The organism is Streptomyces sp. 1-11 (genome assembly GCF_007176755.1).
Lineage (GTDB): Bacteria > Actinomycetota > Actinomycetes > Streptomycetales > Streptomycetaceae > Streptomyces.
This window is the reverse complement of the sequence record NZ_BJTV01000001.1, coordinates 302,467-317,948: the sequence shown is the minus strand read 5'-3', so window position 1 is coordinate 317,948 and position 15,482 is coordinate 302,467. Positions and strand designations below refer to the sequence as shown.

18 protein-coding genes are annotated in these 15,482 nt (G+C 72.8%); 10 read left to right on the top strand and 8 right to left on the bottom strand.

What is annotated here, in order from left to right:
• Positions 1–45 precede the first annotated feature (45 nt).
• On the top strand, positions 46–1,125 hold the full coding sequence (gene dapE / locus TNCT1_RS01415; protein ID WP_143627269.1) for a succinyl-diaminopimelate desuccinylase: 1,080 nt from the start codon (positions 46–48) through the stop codon (positions 1,123–1,125).
• Between the two features lie 106 nt (positions 1,126–1,231).
• Entirely contained in the window at positions 1,232–1,990 is a 759-nt protein-coding gene (locus tag TNCT1_RS01410; protein WP_143627268.1) for a TIGR00730 family Rossman fold protein, read from the top strand.
• A 58-nt stretch (positions 1,991–2,048) separates the two neighbouring features.
• Here TNCT1_RS01410 and folP read toward each other — a convergent pair whose 3' ends face one another.
• Entirely contained in the window at positions 2,049–2,909 is an 861-nt protein-coding gene (gene folP, locus TNCT1_RS01405; protein ID WP_143627266.1) for a dihydropteroate synthase, read from the bottom strand.
• A 137-nt stretch (positions 2,910–3,046) separates the two neighbouring features.
• On the opposite strand from folP, the gene TNCT1_RS01400 reads away from it, so the two are divergent.
• Together TNCT1_RS01400 and TNCT1_RS01395 are read left to right on the top strand one after the other, a co-directional pair.
• Positions 3,047–3,397, top strand: a complete 351-nt coding sequence (locus tag TNCT1_RS01400; protein ID WP_143627264.1) for a DivIVA domain-containing protein — start codon at positions 3,047–3,049, stop codon at positions 3,395–3,397.
• Entirely contained in the window at positions 3,394–4,026 is a 633-nt protein-coding gene (locus TNCT1_RS01395) for a DNA-3-methyladenine glycosylase I (protein ID WP_143627262.1), read from the top strand. Before TNCT1_RS01400 ends, TNCT1_RS01395 begins: the two co-directional genes overlap by 4 nt.
• Positions 4,027–4,098: 72 nt before the next feature.
• Here the strand turns inward: TNCT1_RS01395 and TNCT1_RS01390 are convergent, their stop codons facing one another.
• Complete coding sequence (locus TNCT1_RS01390) at positions 4,099–4,902, bottom strand: enoyl-CoA hydratase/isomerase family protein (RefSeq protein WP_143627260.1); 804 nt, start codon at positions 4,900–4,902, stop codon at positions 4,099–4,101.
• Between the two features lie 376 nt (positions 4,903–5,278).
• Between TNCT1_RS01390 and TNCT1_RS01385 the strand changes: the two genes are divergently transcribed.
• Positions 5,279–5,446, top strand: coding sequence for a DUF3117 domain-containing protein (locus TNCT1_RS01385; RefSeq protein WP_018544333.1), 168 nt, complete (start codon positions 5,279–5,281; stop codon positions 5,444–5,446).
• Between the two features lie 87 nt (positions 5,447–5,533).
• On the opposite strand, the gene TNCT1_RS01380 is transcribed toward TNCT1_RS01385, so the two are convergent.
• On the bottom strand, positions 5,534–6,232 hold the full coding sequence (locus TNCT1_RS01380) for an O-methyltransferase (RefSeq protein ID WP_143627258.1): 699 nt from the start codon (positions 6,230–6,232) through the stop codon (positions 5,534–5,536).
• Between the two features lie 234 nt (positions 6,233–6,466).
• On the opposite strand from TNCT1_RS01380, the gene sigE reads away from it, so the two are divergent.
• From sigE to TNCT1_RS01360, 4 genes are all read left to right on the top strand, one after another.
• On the top strand, positions 6,467–7,183 hold the full coding sequence (gene sigE / locus TNCT1_RS01375; protein WP_143627256.1) for an RNA polymerase sigma factor SigE: 717 nt from the start codon (positions 6,467–6,469) through the stop codon (positions 7,181–7,183).
• A complete protein-coding gene (locus TNCT1_RS01370; RefSeq protein WP_143627254.1) occupies positions 7,180–8,187 on the top strand; it encodes an anti-sigma factor in 1,008 nt (335 codons plus the stop codon). The genes sigE and TNCT1_RS01370 overlap by 4 nt, the downstream gene beginning before the upstream one ends.
• Before the next feature lie 82 nt (positions 8,188–8,269).
• The gene (locus tag TNCT1_RS01365; protein WP_143627252.1) at positions 8,270–8,716 is read left to right on the top strand and encodes a sec-independent translocase; all 447 of its coding nucleotides are present in this window, start codon (positions 8,270–8,272) and stop codon (positions 8,714–8,716) included.
• Between the two features lie 209 nt (positions 8,717–8,925).
• Complete coding sequence (locus tag TNCT1_RS01360) at positions 8,926–9,597, top strand: hypothetical protein (protein ID WP_174266097.1); 672 nt, start codon at positions 8,926–8,928, stop codon at positions 9,595–9,597.
• Positions 9,598–9,675: 78 nt separating this feature from the next.
• Here TNCT1_RS01360 and TNCT1_RS01355 read toward each other — a convergent pair whose 3' ends face one another.
• The 3 genes from TNCT1_RS01355 to TNCT1_RS01345 are packed head-to-tail and all read right to left on the bottom strand — an operon-like array spanning position 9,676 to position 12,737.
• On the bottom strand, positions 9,676–10,809 hold the full coding sequence (locus TNCT1_RS01355; RefSeq protein ID WP_143627248.1) for an Mrp/NBP35 family ATP-binding protein: 1,134 nt from the start codon (positions 10,807–10,809) through the stop codon (positions 9,676–9,678).
• Positions 10,810–10,852: 43 nt separating this feature from the next.
• A complete protein-coding gene (locus TNCT1_RS01350; RefSeq protein WP_143627246.1) occupies positions 10,853–11,458 on the bottom strand; it encodes a DUF1003 domain-containing protein in 606 nt (201 codons plus the stop codon).
• A complete protein-coding gene (locus TNCT1_RS01345) occupies positions 11,448–12,737 on the bottom strand; it encodes a magnesium transporter MgtE N-terminal domain-containing protein (protein ID WP_143627244.1) in 1,290 nt (429 codons plus the stop codon). Before TNCT1_RS01345 ends, TNCT1_RS01350 begins: the two co-directional genes overlap by 11 nt.
• A gap of 189 nt (positions 12,738–12,926) precedes the next feature.
• Here TNCT1_RS01345 and TNCT1_RS01340 point away from each other — a divergent pair, with 189 nt between their 5' ends.
• Entirely contained in the window at positions 12,927–13,658 is a 732-nt protein-coding gene (locus TNCT1_RS01340) for a hypothetical protein (RefSeq protein ID WP_174266096.1), read from the top strand.
• A 17-nt stretch (positions 13,659–13,675) separates the two neighbouring features.
• On the opposite strand, the gene TNCT1_RS01335 is transcribed toward TNCT1_RS01340, so the two are convergent.
• Together TNCT1_RS01335 and TNCT1_RS01330 are read right to left on the bottom strand one after the other, a co-directional pair.
• The gene (locus tag TNCT1_RS01335; RefSeq protein WP_143627242.1) at positions 13,676–14,191 is read right to left on the bottom strand and encodes a hypothetical protein; all 516 of its coding nucleotides are present in this window, start codon (positions 14,189–14,191) and stop codon (positions 13,676–13,678) included.
• Between the two features lie 23 nt (positions 14,192–14,214).
• Complete coding sequence (locus TNCT1_RS01330; protein WP_143627240.1) at positions 14,215–15,339, bottom strand: magnesium and cobalt transport protein CorA; 1,125 nt, start codon at positions 15,337–15,339, stop codon at positions 14,215–14,217.
• Positions 15,340–15,482: the final 143 nt, after the last annotated feature.

Genomic DNA, 15,482 nt, shown 5'->3' with positions numbered 1-15,482 from the left:
GCGCGGCGCGGACCCGTCAGGACGTCATGGCCTAGGGTCGAGGCCATGGCCGACACCTCGCTTGACCTCACGCTGGACGCCGCCGAGCTCACCGCGCGGCTCGTGGACCTCCCCTCCGAGAGCGGCACCGAGAAGCCCCTCGCGGACGCGATCGAGACCGCCCTGCGCGCCCTGCCGCACCTGAGGGTCGACCGCCACGGCAACAACGTGATCGCCCGTACCGACCTGGGCCGCGCCGAGCGGGTCGTGCTGGCCGGCCACATCGACACCGTCCCGATCGCCGGCAACGTGCCGTCCCGGCTGGACGAGGACGGCGTGCTGTGGGGCTGCGGCACCTGCGACATGAAGGCGGGCGTGGCGGTGCAGCTGCGCATCGCGGCGACGGTGCCGGCCCCCAACCGCGACCTGACCTTCGTCTTCTACGACAACGAGGAGGTCGCGGCCGAGCTCAACGGCCTCCGGCACGTCGCCGAGGCCCACCCGGACTGGCTGCGCGGCGACTTCGCGGTGCTGCTGGAGCCCTCCGACGGCCAGGTCGAGGGCGGCTGCCAGGGCACGCTGCGGGTGCTGCTGAAGACCCGGGGCGAGCGGGCGCACTCGGCGCGCGGCTGGATGGGCTCCAACGCCATCCACACGGCCGCCCCGATCCTGGCCCGGCTCGCCTCCTACGAGCCGCGCCGGCCGGTCATCGACGGCCTGGAGTACCGCGAGGGCCTCAACGCCGTCGCGATCTCCGGTGGAGTGGCGGGCAACGTCATCCCCGACGAGTGCGTGGTGACGGTCAACTTCCGCTACGCCCCCGACCGCACCGAGGAGGAGGCGGTCGCCCACGTCCGTGAGGTGTTCGCGGACTGCGGGGTGGAGGAGTTCGTGATCGACGACCACAGCCCCGGCGCGCTGCCCGGCCTCTCCCACCCGGCCGCCGCGGCCTTCATCGAGGCGGTGGGCGGCACCCCGCAGCCCAAGTACGGCTGGACGGACGTCTCGCGCTTCTCCGCGCTCGGCGTGCCCGCCGTCAACTACGGTCCGGGCAACCCGCACCTGGCGCACAAGCGGGACGAGCGGGTAGAAGTGGCCAAGATCCTGGCGGGCGAGGACCGGCTGCGGGCCTGGCTCACCGCGTAGCGGGGACCAGCGCGCGCCGCACGCCGGACACGCCCACGTCCCCCCTCCGAAACCCGCGTGGATCTAGGCTGGGAGGCCGTACTACCCGCAAGCGGAGGGAGCGCACATGGCGACCGGCAACCCCCTGGGGAAGAAGCAGCCGCCGGACGAGCAGCGACTCGGACCGGTCCTCCGGCGGCGGGACAAGGTGACGTCCAGTACGACCGACCAGCGGCTGCTGGACGAGCGTGCCCCCGCGGACTGGGTCCACACCGACCCCTGGCGGGTCCTGCGGATCCAGTCGGAGTTCGTCGAGGGCTTCGGCACGCTGGCCGAACTCCCGCCCGCGATCAGCGTGTTCGGCTCCGCGCGGACGCCCTCGGACTCCCCGGAGTACGACGCGGGCGTGAAGCTCGGGCGAGGGCTGGTCGAGGCCGGCTGGGCCGTGATCACCGGCGGCGGCCCGGGAGCCATGGAGGCGGCCAACAAGGGCGCGTGCGAGGCCGGCGGCACCTCCGTCGGGCTCGGCATCGAGCTGCCCTTCGAGCAGGGGCTGAACCCCTACGTCGACATCGGTCTGAACTTCCGCTACTTCTTCGTCCGCAAGATGATGTTCGTCAAGTACGCGCAGGGGTTCGTGGTGCTGCCCGGCGGCCTCGGCACCCTGGACGAGTTCTTCGAAGCACTCACCCTGGTCCAGACCCAGAAGGTGACCCGCTTCCCGATCGTGCTGTTCGGCACCGAGTACTGGGGCGGCCTCGTGGACTGGCTGAAGAACACGCTGGTGGCCCAGGGCAAGGCGACGGAGAAGGACCTGCTGCTGTTCCACGTGACCGACGAGGTCGAGGAGGCGGTGGCCCTGGTGTCCAAGGAGGCCGGGCGCTAGGTCGCGCCCGGCGGCAGGGGGGCCGGGGAACCGCCCCGGCCCCGTTCCCTCTCCCGGTCTACGCCAGGCCTCTGCGGGCCACCGCCGGGGGCCGGTGGCCGGCGATGGACGCGACCATGTCCAGGACCTGGCGGGTCTCGGCGACCTCGTGCACGCGGTACACCTGGGCCCCCAGCCACGCCGACACCGCGGTCGTCGCCAGCGTGCCGATCAGCCGCTCCTTCACCGGCCGGTCCAGCGTCTCGCCCACGAAGTCCTTGTTGGACAGCGACACCAGCACCGGCCAGCCGGTGGCGACCATCTCGTCCAGCCGCCGCGTCGCCTCCAGGCTGTGCCGCGTGTTCTTGCCGAAGTCGTGACCGGGGTCGATCAGCACCGACTCCCGGGGCACCCCGAGGGCCACGGCACGCTCCGCCAGTCCCAGGGTGACCCCCAGGATGTCGGCGACGACGTCGTCGTAGGCCACCCGGTGCGGGCGGGTGCGGGGCTCGGCCCCTCCCGCGTGCGTGCACACCAGTCCCACGCCGTGCCGCGCGGCGACCTCCGCGAGCGCGGGATCGACGCCGCCCCACGCGTCGTTCAGCAGATCCGCGCCCGCCTCGCAGACCGCCTCGCCGACCTCGGCCCGCCAGGTGTCCACGCTGATGACCACGTCGGGGAAGCGGCGGCGCACCTCGGCGACGAAACCCACCGTCCGCCGTGCCTCCTCCTCGGCCGTGACCTCCTCGCCGGGGCCCGCCTTCACCCCGCCGATGTCGACGATCGCGGCGCCCTCGGCCACCGCCCGCTCCACGCGCGCGAGGGCCGCCTCGTCGTGGAAGGTGGCTCCCTGGTCGTAGAAGGAGTCCGGGGTCCGGTTCACGATCGCCATGATCACGGGCTCGTGCGGCCCGAATTCCCGCTTGCCCAGCCTGAGCATCCGCTGTGACCTCTCCTAGTACGTGCCTCGGTACAGCCGCCTGCGACCCTAACCGCCGGATCCGCATGGCACGATCGGAGCCTGACAGTTTCGTCTTCCGGCACAGCGTCCGGTATCGAGCGTGGGGACCTTCGGCGATGGTGATGTTCTTGTTCCTGGTCGTCGCCCTGGCCGTCGTGGTGGCCGCGGTGACACTCGCCGTGGTCAGCGGCGGTGAGCGCGGCCCGTTGCCGGAGGCCGCCCCGGAGCGGCTGCGGGACCCCCTGCCCCCGGACCGTCCGGTCGCCGGCCAGGACGTGGAGAACCTGCGCTTCCCGCTCGCGCCGCGCGGCTACCGCATGTCCGACGTGGACGACGCCCTCGGCCGGCTCGCCGCCGAACTCGCCGAGCGGGACGCCCGGATCGCCGACCTGGAGTCCGCGCTGGCCGGCGCCCGCGCCGCCGCGCACGCCCGGCTGGACAAGCCGGGCCAGGAGGAGCAGCGATGAGCACCGGAGCCGCCGTCGCCGGGTCCGACGGCAGGGCACGCTGCCCGTGGGCCCTGTCCGCCGAGGACTACGTGGCGTACCACGACGAGGAGTGGGGCCGCCCGGTCCACGGCGACGACGCCCTCTTCGAGCGGATCAGCCTGGAGGCCTTCCAGTCGGGCCTGTCCTGGATCACGATCCTGCGCCGCCGCCCGGGCTTCCGCGCCGCGTTCGCCGGCTTCCGCATCGAGAAGGTCGCCGCGTTCACCGAGGAGGACCGCGAGCGGCTACTGGCCGACCCCGGCATCATCCGCAACCGCGCCAAGGTCGACGCCACCCTCGCCAACGCGCGCGTGCTCGCCGGCTGGGCCGAGGGCGAGCTGGACGAGCTGATCTGGTCGCACGCCCCCGAGCCCGCGGGCCGCCCGGTGCCGCGGACCCTGGCCGACGTCGCCGCCGTCACGCCGGAGTCCACGGCCCTGTCCAAGGCGCTGAAGAAGCGGGGCCTGCGGTTCGTCGGCCCCACGACGGCGTACGCGCTGATGCAGGCCTGCGGACTGGTCGACGACCACCTGGAGGGGTGCGTCAGCCGCACCGCCCCCGGGGTACGGGGCGTGTCCGGCGGAGCGGGCCGGCTCCCGGCTCCGTAGCCCCGTCGGCGCGGTGGGCGGGGCGTGCCGCGGCCCGGGAGCGCGGCGGGGTCCGCCGGACCGCCCCTGCGGTCAGCGGCCCAGGTACTTGGGCTTCTCCTTGTCCACGAAGGCCCGCACCGCGATCGCGTGGTCCTCGGAGCCGCCCGCGCGGGTCTGCAGCTCGTCCTCCTTCTCCAGGGTCTCGGCGAGGGAGTGGGTCAGGCCGTAGGCCACCGCCTCCTTGATCGCCGAGTAGGCCACCGTCGGGCCCTCGGCCAGGGCCCGGGCCACCTTCTCCGCCTCGGCCCGCAGCTCGGCGGCGGCCACGACCCGGTTGGCGATGCCCAGCTCCAGGGCGTCCTGGGCGCTGATGTTGCGCGGGAAGAGCAGCAGGTCGGCGGCACGGGACGGGCCGACCACCCGGGGCAGCGTCCAGGAGATGCCGGAGTCGGCGGTGAGCGCGACGCCCGCGAACGAGGTGTTGAAGGCCGCCGTGTCGGCGACCACCCGGTAGTCGGCGGCCAGCGCGAAGCCGAATCCGGCGCCGGCGGCGACGCCGTTCACCGCGGCCACCACCGGCTTCGCCGCTCCGGCCAGCGCCCGCACGATCGGGTTGTAGTGCTCCCGGACCGTGGTCATCGTCTGCCCCGCCCCGGTCTCGCGGTCCGACGCCAGCAGCCCGATGTGCTCCTTGAGGTCCTGGCCCACGCAGAACGCCCGGTCCCCGGCCGCCGTCAGCAGGATCGCCCGCACGGCGCCGTCCCCGGCCGCGGACTCCGCCGCCTCCCGGAGGGCGACCTTGGCCGCGATGTTCAGCGCGTTCATCGCCTCGGGGCGGTTCAGCGTGATCGTCGCGAGTCCCTCGGTCACCTCGTAGAGAACGGTGTCGGCCATGGGGCATCCCCTCCGGTGAGAAGTGGTGACGTACCGCTCGGTACGCCACGGTCCGAAGGACAGCATGGCGGAGATCGCCGCCCGGGGACCGGAGCGCAGGTGTGACCTGCGTCAAACAAAAACGGAGCGGAGCCGCACGCGATGTGTCCGTGCGGTGGCGAAGTATCGCAGCCACATCGCCGAATTGGGTGGTTTTGCTCGCGCGCGTTGCTCAAGCGATGCCTACTGATGTTGGTCATCGGGTCCTGAGATGCGGGATAATGGCTTGGAAGCAATGTGTTCGATGCCGGTGTCGCGTGTCCCGTACCAGGACCGCGGGGTGCCCTTCGTGGGGCTTCGGCAGACGATGAGCCTGGTTTCAGGAAGGGGAACGAGCATGGCGGCCATGAAGCCGCGGACGGGTGATGGCCCGCTCGAGGTGACCAAGGAGGGGCGGGGCATCGTCATGCGCGTTCCGCTCGAAGGCGGCGGTCGGCTCGTCGTCGAGCTGACCCCTGACGAGGCCGAGGCCCTCGGCGACGCCCTCAAGAAGGTCGTCGTCTGACGAGCCGGCGATCCAGTCCTTCCGTCCGCCCCGGCATCGTATGCGGTGCCGGGGCGGACGTGTGTCCCGGCCCCCGGCGCACCGGGCTCACCGCTTGACGGCGCACAGCAGCCCGTCGCCCACCGGCAGCAGCGACGTCACCAGCTCCTGGCTCTCCCGCACCGTGCGCAGCAGCTCGCGCAGCCGCAGCACCTCCGAGGGCTGCGGCCCGGAGTCGACGGTGCGGCCGTTGGCGAAGACGCCCTCGAAGACCACCAGCCCGCCCGGCCGCAGCAGACGCAACGATTCAGCTAGGTAGTCGGAGTACTCCTGCCGGTCCCCGTCGCAGAAGACGAGGTCGTAGCCGGCGTCCGCGAGGCGGGGCAGCACGTCGAGCGCGCGGCCCGGGATGAAGCGGGCCCGGTTGCTGGCGAAGCCGCAGCCGCGGAAGGCCTGCCGGGCGAACTGCTGGTGCTCCGGCTCCGGATCGACGGTGGTGAGCACCCCGTCGGGGCGCATGCCGTGCAGCAGGTGGATCCCCGACACCCCGCAGCCGGTGCCGATCTCCGCGACCGCCTTCGCGTCCACGGAGGCGGCGAGCAGGCGGAGCGCGGCGCCCGTGCCGGGCGACACCGAGCGCAGCCCCGCCTCGCGGGCCCGGTCGCGGGCCCACAGCAGCGCTTCGTCCTCGGCGACAAAGGCGTCGGCGAACGCCCAGCTCGTCTGCCGGTTGCCGGTAATGACCCTCTCCTGTCCCCGTGGGTGCCTGGGCGTGACTGTATCCGTTGGCGCCGGGAACCCGCAGATGGGACCGCGCGTTTACAGGGTTGAGACGAAGGGCCTGGACGCGACGGGGGGCGAGGGGTGGACCGGGACACCGAGCACATGCTGACGCAGGCGTATGAGCCGTATCAGCCCAGATCAATTTCTCGTAAAACCGCTTATCCGGTCCTAACGGGCGAGGTGGCTATGGTAGGGGCTCCACTGGACACCACCAGAGCTGACAGGGGAGGTGCGGCTGCGCCTGTTGACCGACGAGGGATGCTGAAGCGTCTTCTCGGGTCGGCGGGGAAGCCGAAATCCGTGACCGACACTGCCGCTGACCACAGCCGGACCGCCGGCTTCGCCGCCGGCGACGCCCAGACCGCGACCTTCACCACCGACGCGGACGGGCAGGCGTGGACTCCGCCCACCTGGGAGGAGATCGTCAGCACGCACAGCGGCCGCGTCTACCGCCTGGCCTACCGCCTCACGGGCAACCAGCACGACGCCGAGGACCTCACCCAGGAGGTGTTCGTCCGCGTCTTCCGTTCCCTCTCGACGTACTCGCCGGGCACCTTCGAGGGCTGGCTGCACCGCATCACCACCAACCTGTTCCTGGACATGGTCCGGCGCAAGCAGCGCATCCGCTTCGACGCCCTCGGCGAGGACGCGGCCGAGCGCCTGCCCAGCAAGGAGCCGACCCCCCAGCAGGTCTTCAACGACGCCCACTTCGACGCCGACGTGCAGCAGGCGCTGGACACCCTCGCGCCCGAGTTCCGCGCCGCCGTCGTGCTGTGCGACATCGAGGGACTGTCGTACGAGGAGATCGCCGCGACCCTCGGCGTGAAGCTCGGCACGGTCCGCTCCCGCATCCACCGCGGCCGCTCCCAGCTCCGCAAGGCCCTCGCCCACCGGTCGCCCGAGGCCCGCAAGGCCGGACGGCGCTCCTTCGTGGCCCGTGTCCCCGCTCTGGGGGGAGGGGGCGCGACCGCGTGAACGGATCCCGTCCGAAACCCGCTCGGCCGCACCTCGCCGAGCAGCACCTGGGAGACCGGCTCTCCGCCCTGGTGGACGGGGAGCTCGGTCATGAGTCGCGCGAGCGCGTCCTCGCCCACCTGGCCACCTGCGCCCGGTGCAAGGCGGAGGCGGACGCCCAGCGCCGGCTGAAGAACGTGTTCGCCGAGGCGGCCCCGCCGCCCCCCTCCGAGAGCTTCCTGGCCCGTCTCCAGGGCCTTCCCGGGGGAGGTGACCTGGACGGCGGCGGCACGCCGGCGCCCGGGGGAGGCTTCCTCGGGCGAGGCGCCGAGTCCGGCGTCTTCGGGGTGAGCCGCGAGGAGCGCTTCGAGTTCGGCTACGTACCCGCCGCTCCCGTCCACGCCATGGCCCCCGCACCCGGGGAGCGCGGCTTCCGCATACACCCCGTCGGCCGCCCGGACGCCGACCGCCCCGCCTCGCGCGGACTGCGGTTCGCGGCCGCCGCCGCCGGGGCGGTGTCGCTGGCCGCGGTCGCCCTCGGCGGCGTCACCACCGCCATCCCCGGCGGCCTCGCCGCGGACGCCCGCGGCGGCGCCGGCACGGGCAACGTGGTCCCGGCCCGCTCGGCGGGCGCCGGCGCGGGCACGGCCCCGGGCGCGGTGACGCCGGACGCGCAGCGCCGCCGTCCGGTGGGCCCGCTGCTCGCCCAGGGCGGCACCCTGCCCGGCCCGGACCCGGCGGCGCCGACGTCCCTGTCGGCCCCCCTGCTGCCCGGAGCCCAGCCGCCCCCGCCCGGGCAGGTCCAGGACGTCATGCGCGACCTGACCGCGCCGGTGATGGCCGGCGCGGCCGCGGTCTCGCCGCTGATACGCCCGCTGGGCGACATCACCCCCCTGCCCCTGACCACCTGGCCGGCCGCGCCCGGCCTGGAGGTCACGCCCGGGCCGAACGGCCCGGACGCGCTGTCGGCTCCGGTCACCGACACGCCCTCGGCCGCTCCTTCCACCCCGTCCGGGCGCAACTGACGGAACTCTCACCACCGGGCGGTACCCGCCCGACAGGTGGGCCGGGTACCGTTGAGCGACCGAGGATCGCAAGGAGCGTCAGGTGTTCAATGACATAGGACCACTCGAGCTGGTGACCATCATTGTTCTCGCCGTGCTCGTGTTCGGTCCGGACAAGCTCCCCAAGGTCATCCAGGACGTGACGCGGACGATCCGGAAGATCCGCGAGTTCTCGGAGAGCGCCAAGCAGGACATCCGCAGCGAGCTGGGCCCGGAGTTCAAGGACTTCGAGTTCGAGGACCTCAACCCCAAGACGTTCATCCGCAAGCAGATGAACAACGAGGACCTGGGGCTGAAGGAGATCCGCAACGGGTTCGACCTGAAGAAGGAGATGGCCGAGGTCACGGACGCGGTCAACAGCCGCGACGGCCAGGCGTCGTCCTCGTCTGCCTCGTCGTCCTCCTCGTCCGGCGGTCGCATCGACATGACCAAGAAGCCCGAGGACCCCGCCAGGGACGCCCGTCCGTCCTTCGACGCCGACGCCACCTGAGCCCGAACGGGCGTCAGTGACGCACCTCACAACCCGCTCACGTCGTACAAGTCCCCGCTCGGCCGCACGCGCGACCCACGCGCCGGGCGGTTTCCGTGCCGCCCTCACCGGTGTGGATATGCTGCCGAGTTGTTGTGCGGTCCGGACGAGTACGCCCGAAGGGGGGCGGGCCACCCCGGTCCGACGAGAGCAAGGAGGCGTCCGGGCAGATGGAGACGACGAGTCGGGTGGGCGCGCAGCCGCCGGCCGCGGAGGGCGGAAGACAGCTCCCCTCCGCCCCGCGCATCATCGACGGGTACCTGCGGGCGCCCTTCCCCTGGTACGGCCTCGACGAGGCCTTCACGGGGCCGCGCTGGCTGATGCAGGTCGGCGCGGCGGCCGACGGCGCCGTCGAGCACGGTTCCATCGGGCACGGTGACGAGCCCTCCGTGCGCAACGAGCACGTGGCCGCGGCCACGGACGAGCCGAGGGAGAAGTTCGCGGTGGTCGTCACCGTCGCCGCCAACCCCTCCCGGCGGAGCGCCGACGGCACGGGTCTGCTGGAGGCGACGTCGGTCTCCTCGGCGGCCTGGCTGGCGGGCGTGGGACTGCTGTCCTTCACCTGGCCCGGGCAGATGGACCACACCCTGCGCGACGACTGGCTGGACCAGCAGACCGAGACCGCCTGGGCCCTGGCCGACGACCTGGAGGGACCGGAGTGGTCCAGCCTCTCCCTGCCGGTGGACGGGGCGCCCATGCCCTTCTACTACCGGGAGTCCGAGTTCGGCTGGGTGCTGGCCGGCACCACCGGCTCCGGCGTGCACGTCGGCGCCTACGGGCGGGGGATGAGTGCGTACGGACTGGGCTTCTCGGTCGTCAAGGACGTCGCCGCGTACGCCTGACGGACCCGCGGGCACACGAAAGGGGCGCCGGTACCGCTCGGCGCCCCTTCGTCCCGGGCCGGACGGCCGCGAGCGGGCTCAGAACTTGTTCTTCGGGGTCAGCCCCAGCGACAGGCCCGACAGGCCGCGCTGACGGCCGCCCAGCTTCCCCGCGATGGCCCGCAGGGCCGAACCCGCCGGGGAGTCCGGGTCGCTCAGGACCACCGGCTTGCCCTCGTCGCCGCCCTCGCGCAGCCGGACGTCGATCGGGATGCTGCCGAGCACCGGGACCGACGCGCCCGTGGTGCGGGTGAGGCCGTCCGCGACCGCCTGGCCGCCGCCGGTGCCGAAGACGTCGACCATCTCGCCGCAGTGCGGGCAGGGCAGGCCGGACATGTTCTCGACCACGCCGACGATCTTCTGGTGGGTCTGCACGGCGATGGAGCCGGCCCGCTCGGCGACCTCGGCCGCCGCCTGCTGAGGCGTCGTCACGACCAGGATCTCGGCGTTCGGGACGAGCTGCGCGACCGAGATCGCGATGTCACCGGTGCCGGGCGGCAGGTCGAGCAGCAGGACGTCGAGGTCGCCCCAGTACACGTCCGCGAGGAACTGCTGGAGCGCGCGGTGCAGCATCGGGCCGCGCCAGACGACCGGCGCGTTGCCCGGGGTGAACATGCCGATGGAGATGACCTTCACACCGTTCGCGGACGGCGGCATGATCATGTTCTCGACCTGGGTCGGACGGCCGTCCGCGCCCAGCATGCGCGGCACGCTGTGGCCGTAGATGTCGGCGTCCACGACACCGACCTTCAGGCCGTCGGCCGCCATCGCCGCGGCCAGGTTGACCGTCACGGAGGACTTGCCGACGCCGCCCTTGCCGGAGGCGACCGCGTAGACCCGGGTGAGGCTGCCCGGCTTGGCGAAGGGGACCTCGCGCTCGGCCTGGCCGCCGCGCAGCGCGTTCGCCAGCTCCTTGCGCTGCTCGTCGCTCATCACGTCCAGCGAGACGGTGACGCCGGTGACGCCCTCGACCCGGGAGACCGCCTCGGTCACCCGCTGGGTGATCGTCTCGCGCATCGGGCAGCCGGAGACCGTCAGGTACACGGTGACCGCGACCGCGCCGTCCTCCCCGATCTCCACCGACTTGACCATCCCCAGCTCGGTGATGGGCCGGTTGATCTCAGGGTCGTTCACCGTCGCCAGTGCCTCGCGCACCGCGTCTTCCGTAGCCATAGAGACGATGGTACGGCGCTTCGAGGGGCCCGCGGGTAGCCCCTCAGCGGTCGTCTGCGTCACGTCCGGGCGACCGTTCCGCCCGCTCTGCCGGGAATACGACGTGCCCGTCGTGGCGCCGCCGCTCCTCCAGCTCCTTCACCAGGTCCTGCAGCTCCGAGCGGATCCAGTCGCGGGTGGCCACCTCGCCGAGGCCGGTGCGCAGCGCGGCGACCTCCCTGGTCAGGTACTCGGTGTCGGCGATGGACCGCTCGTTCTGCTTGCGGTCCTGCTCCAGGTTGACCCGGTCGCGGTCGTCCTGCCTGTTCTGCGCCAGCAGGATCAGCGGGGCCGCGTAGGAGGCCTGCAGGGACAGCATCAGGGTCAGGAAGATGAACGGGTACTGGTCGAAGCGCAGCCCCGCCGGCGCGGCCACGTTCCACAGCACCCACAGGATGATGACGACCGTCATCCAGACGATGAACCGGCCCGTGCCGAGGAACCGGGCGATCCGCTCCGACAGCCGGCCGAACGCCTCCGGGTCCCACTCGGGCAGGATCCGGCGCCTCGGCGGGCGCGGCTGGTCCAGCCGGGGGGTGCGGGGCCGGGGGGCGGCCGTGGCGCCCGCCGGGTTGCGCTCGCGGGTCGCGGTGTCGCGCTCAGGAACCATGAGTGGCCGCCTCCTCTCCCTCGTCCAGGTGGAACTCCGTCTCCCGCCAGTCGTCGGGCAGCATGTGGTCCAGGACGTCGTCCACGGTCACCGCGCCGAGCAGCGCGCCGGACTCGTCCACCACGGGGGCGGCCACCATGTCGTACGTCGCGAAGAAGCCGGCGACGACCGGCAGTGCGGCGTCCGGCTCCAGGGGCTGCAGGTCGTCGTCGAGCAGCGAGCTGACCAGGCTGTACGGGGGGTCGCGCAGCAGCCGCTGGAAGTGGACCGTGCCCAGGTACTTGCCGGTCGGGGTCTCGTCGGGCGGGCGGCAGACGTAGACCTGGGCGGCGAGCGCGGGGGAGAGGTCCTGGTTGCGGACCCGGGCGAGCGCGTCGGCGACGGTGGCGTCCGGGCGCAGCACGATCGGCTCGGTGGTCATCAGACCGCCCGCGGTGTGCTCCTCGTAGGACATCAGGCGCCGCATGTCGGCCGCGTCGGCGGGCTTCATCAGGCTCAGCAGCCGCTCCTTGTCCGCCTCCGGCAGTTCGGCCAGCAGGTCGGCCGCGTCGTCCGGGTCCATGGCCTCCAGGACGTCGGCCGCGCGCTCCTCGGCCAGCTTGCCGAGGATCTCGATCTGGTCGTCCTCCGGCAGCTCCTCCAGGACGTCGGCCAGCCGGTCGTCGTCCAGGGCCGCGGCGACCTCGGCGCGGCGCTTGGCGGACAGGTGGTGCAGCACGTTGGCGAGGTCGGCCGGGCGGAGCTGCTCGAACGTGGCGAGCAGGTTCTCGGCGCCCTGTCCGTGCTCCTCGAGCGAGAAGCCGGTGACGGACGACCACTCGACGGTCAGCGTCTCGCCCTTGGCCCGGCGGAAGGCGCCGCCCCTGCGCCCCCTGCGCACGAAGACGCGGTCGATCTCCCAGTCCCGGCGGGCGGGGAGCTGCTGCACGGACAGGTCGAGGACGGTGACCTCCTCGTCGCTCTCCACCAGCTTCACCCGCCGGTCCAGCAGTTCGCCGAAGACCAGCCGCTCGGTGGGCCGCTGCTCGAAACGGCGCACGTTGAGCACGCCGGTGGTGATGACCTGTCCGGACTCGATGCCGGTCACCCGGGTCATGGGCAGGAAGATGCGGCGCCGGGTGGACAGCTCGACGACCAGCCCGAGGACGCGCGGGGGCCGTCGCCCGACGCGCAGCATGACCACCAGGTCGCGTACGCGCCCCACCTGGTCGCCGTTCGGATCGAAGACGGGGACCCCGGCGAGGTGCGAGACGAAGATCCGGGGGGCGCCGGCTGCCATGACTGTGCTTCCTTTGCTCGCCTTGCGTGGGATTGCTGTTCTCTGCCCGCTCGCGTGCGCTTCAGGCTAGCCCGTACCGATCGCAGACGCCCTGGTGGGCGGTCCGGACGGTCCGGCTCCGCCGGGCGGGCGGGCCCCCGGTACGCTGCCGTACGCCGCTCAGCACCCGTCAGAAAGGCAGCCCTTCCTGTGACTGCGATGCCCCTGGGCCGTGTTCGCCGGGCCGCGCTGGTGACCGCGACATGCGCGCTGGCCGTGACGGCGGCGACGGTGCTGACGGGGTGCAGCGACGATCCGGACGCCGGGACCAACGGGGTCGGCAAGCTGCCCGCCGGCGAGATCCAGGCGAAGACCCGGGCCGCCGCGGAGGCGGCCCACGCCGTGCGGCTGTCCGGGACCGTGGTCACCAGCGGCCGGACGTACCGGCTGGACATGCGGCTGAAGGACGACGGCGGCACCGGCTCGGTCACCTCCCGAGGCGCCACCTTCGGGTTGCTGCGGATCGGCACCCAGCTGTACCTGAAGGCCGACGCGCGGTTCTGGAACGGCGGCGACGAGTCCGCGGCGGGCAAGCTCGACGGCAAGTACGTGAAGGTGCCCCAAGGAGACCCCGCGTACAAGAAGTTCAGCGGTTTCACGGACAAGGACGTCCTCCTCGACGGTCTGCTGACCCTGCACGGCTCGCTGGCGACCGACGGCCACCACGAGACAGCGGGTACCCCCACCATCCGCGTCACCGGCGACGGCGGCGACGGCGGCACCCTGGACGTCTCCCTGGACGGCAAGCCGTACCCGCTGCGCCTGGTGCGCGCCGGTTCCGCGGGCACGCTGGCCTTCTCCGACTGGGGCAAGGACTTCACCGTGACCCGGCCCGCCAAGGGCGAGACGGTCGACTACGGCAGGCAGCTGCCGACGTCGTAGCCCCGCACGCCCCGGCGCTAGCGTTTCTTCCGGCGCCCGGCCAGCAGGCGGTGCAGGCCCGCCGGGGCCGGCCGGCGGGTCGTCGCCGGGGACGGCACCGGACGCTCCGCCAGGCTCCCGGAGGGCAACGGAAGCGGGGACCCGTCCGGCACCAGGCGCAGCACCCTGCACTCCCGGGCCCAGCGCGCGGGCATCTCCTCGCCGTCGGGGGCGTTCAGCCGCTTGCCCTTCAGCTCGGCCACCGCGGCCTCCCACTCCGGCGAGCCGGCGCCCAGCTCCGACACGGTGGCCCGCCAGGTCACCAGCCGGCCCCCCTTGTCCTTGCTGCGCACGCTCACCTCGGCCGAGCCGCCGTCGGCGAGGCCGGTCAGCGGCTGCTCCCCGGGTCCGTCGCCCACCAGGCACACCGCGCCCTCGTGCCACACGTGCCACAGCGCGCGCGCCGCCGGGGCCCCGGCGCCCTTGACCCAGATGAGGCCGGACTTCTTGGTGGCCTCCTCGACGAGGGCCTGGTCGAGCAGCTCGCTTGTCATGCGCCCAGCCTAACCAGGGCCGGTCACAGCCAGCCGTTGCGCTTCAGGGTGCGGTGGATGCCCAGGCACAGGGCGACCGTGACGCCCATGATCACCGGGTAGCCGTACCGCCAGTGCAGCTCCGGCATGTACTTGAAGTTCATCCCGTACACCCCGCACACCATCGTCGGCACGGCGATGATCGCGGCCCAGGCGGTGATCTTGCGCATGTCCTCGTTCTGCGCGACGGACGCCTGCGCCAGGTTGGCCTGGAGGATGGAGTTGAGCAGTTCGTCGAAGCCCAGCACCTGCTCCTGGACCCGGGCGAGGTGGTCGGCGACGTCCCGGAAGTACTTCTGGATGTCGGGGTCGACCAGCCGCATCGGCCGCTCGCTCAGCAGCTGCATGGGCCGCAGCAGCGGGGCCACCGCCCGCTTGAACTCCAGCACCTCACGCTTGAGCTGGTAGATCCGCGCCGAGTCCACACCGCGCGAGACCCCGCCCCGGCGGCCCGGCGAGAAGACCTCGGTCTCCACCTCGTCGATGTCGACCTGCACCGCGTCGGCCACCGCGATGTAGCCGTCCACCACGTGGTCCGCGATCGCGTGCAGCACGGCCGAGGGGCCCTTGGCGAGCAGCTCGGGGTCGTCCTGCAGCCGGTGCCGCAGCGCCCGCAGCGAGCCCTGGCCGCCGTGCCGGACGGTGATGAAGAAGTCCCGGCCGGTGAAGCACATGACCTCGCCGGTCTCCACCACCTCGCTGGTCGCGGTGAGCCGGTCGTGCTCGACGTAGTGGATGGTCTTGAAGACGGTGAACAGCGAGTCGTCGTACCGCTCCAGCTTGGGCCGCTGGTGGGCCTGCACCGCGTCCTCCACGGCCAGCGGGTGCAGCCCGAACTCCCGTGCGATACCGGCGAATTCCGGCTCCGTCGGCTCGTGCAGCCCGATCCACACGAACCCGCCGTCGCGGCGCACCAGCCGCATCGCCTCCTGCGGGCTCAGCGGCTCCGCGCTGCGCACCCGGGCGCCGTCGCGGTAGACGGCGCAGTCGACGACGGCCGAGGGCGTCGCGGGGTCACGCGTGGTGTCGTACGGGGCGCTCTGCTCCTTGCGCGGCGAGACGCGGGACGACGGGCGGACCACGGCGCGCAGGTCGCGGATCATCGACATGGGCAGGCTCCTTCGCGGGCGGGCAGCGAAAGCGCGCTTCGACGGGTGGAACTACCCGGAATGGGGACGTCCTGCGGAGTCTTCCCGGCGTTCGGGCGGGGAAGGATGTTTGGCACGTCCACAAAGCGGGGAGCACCGCACCG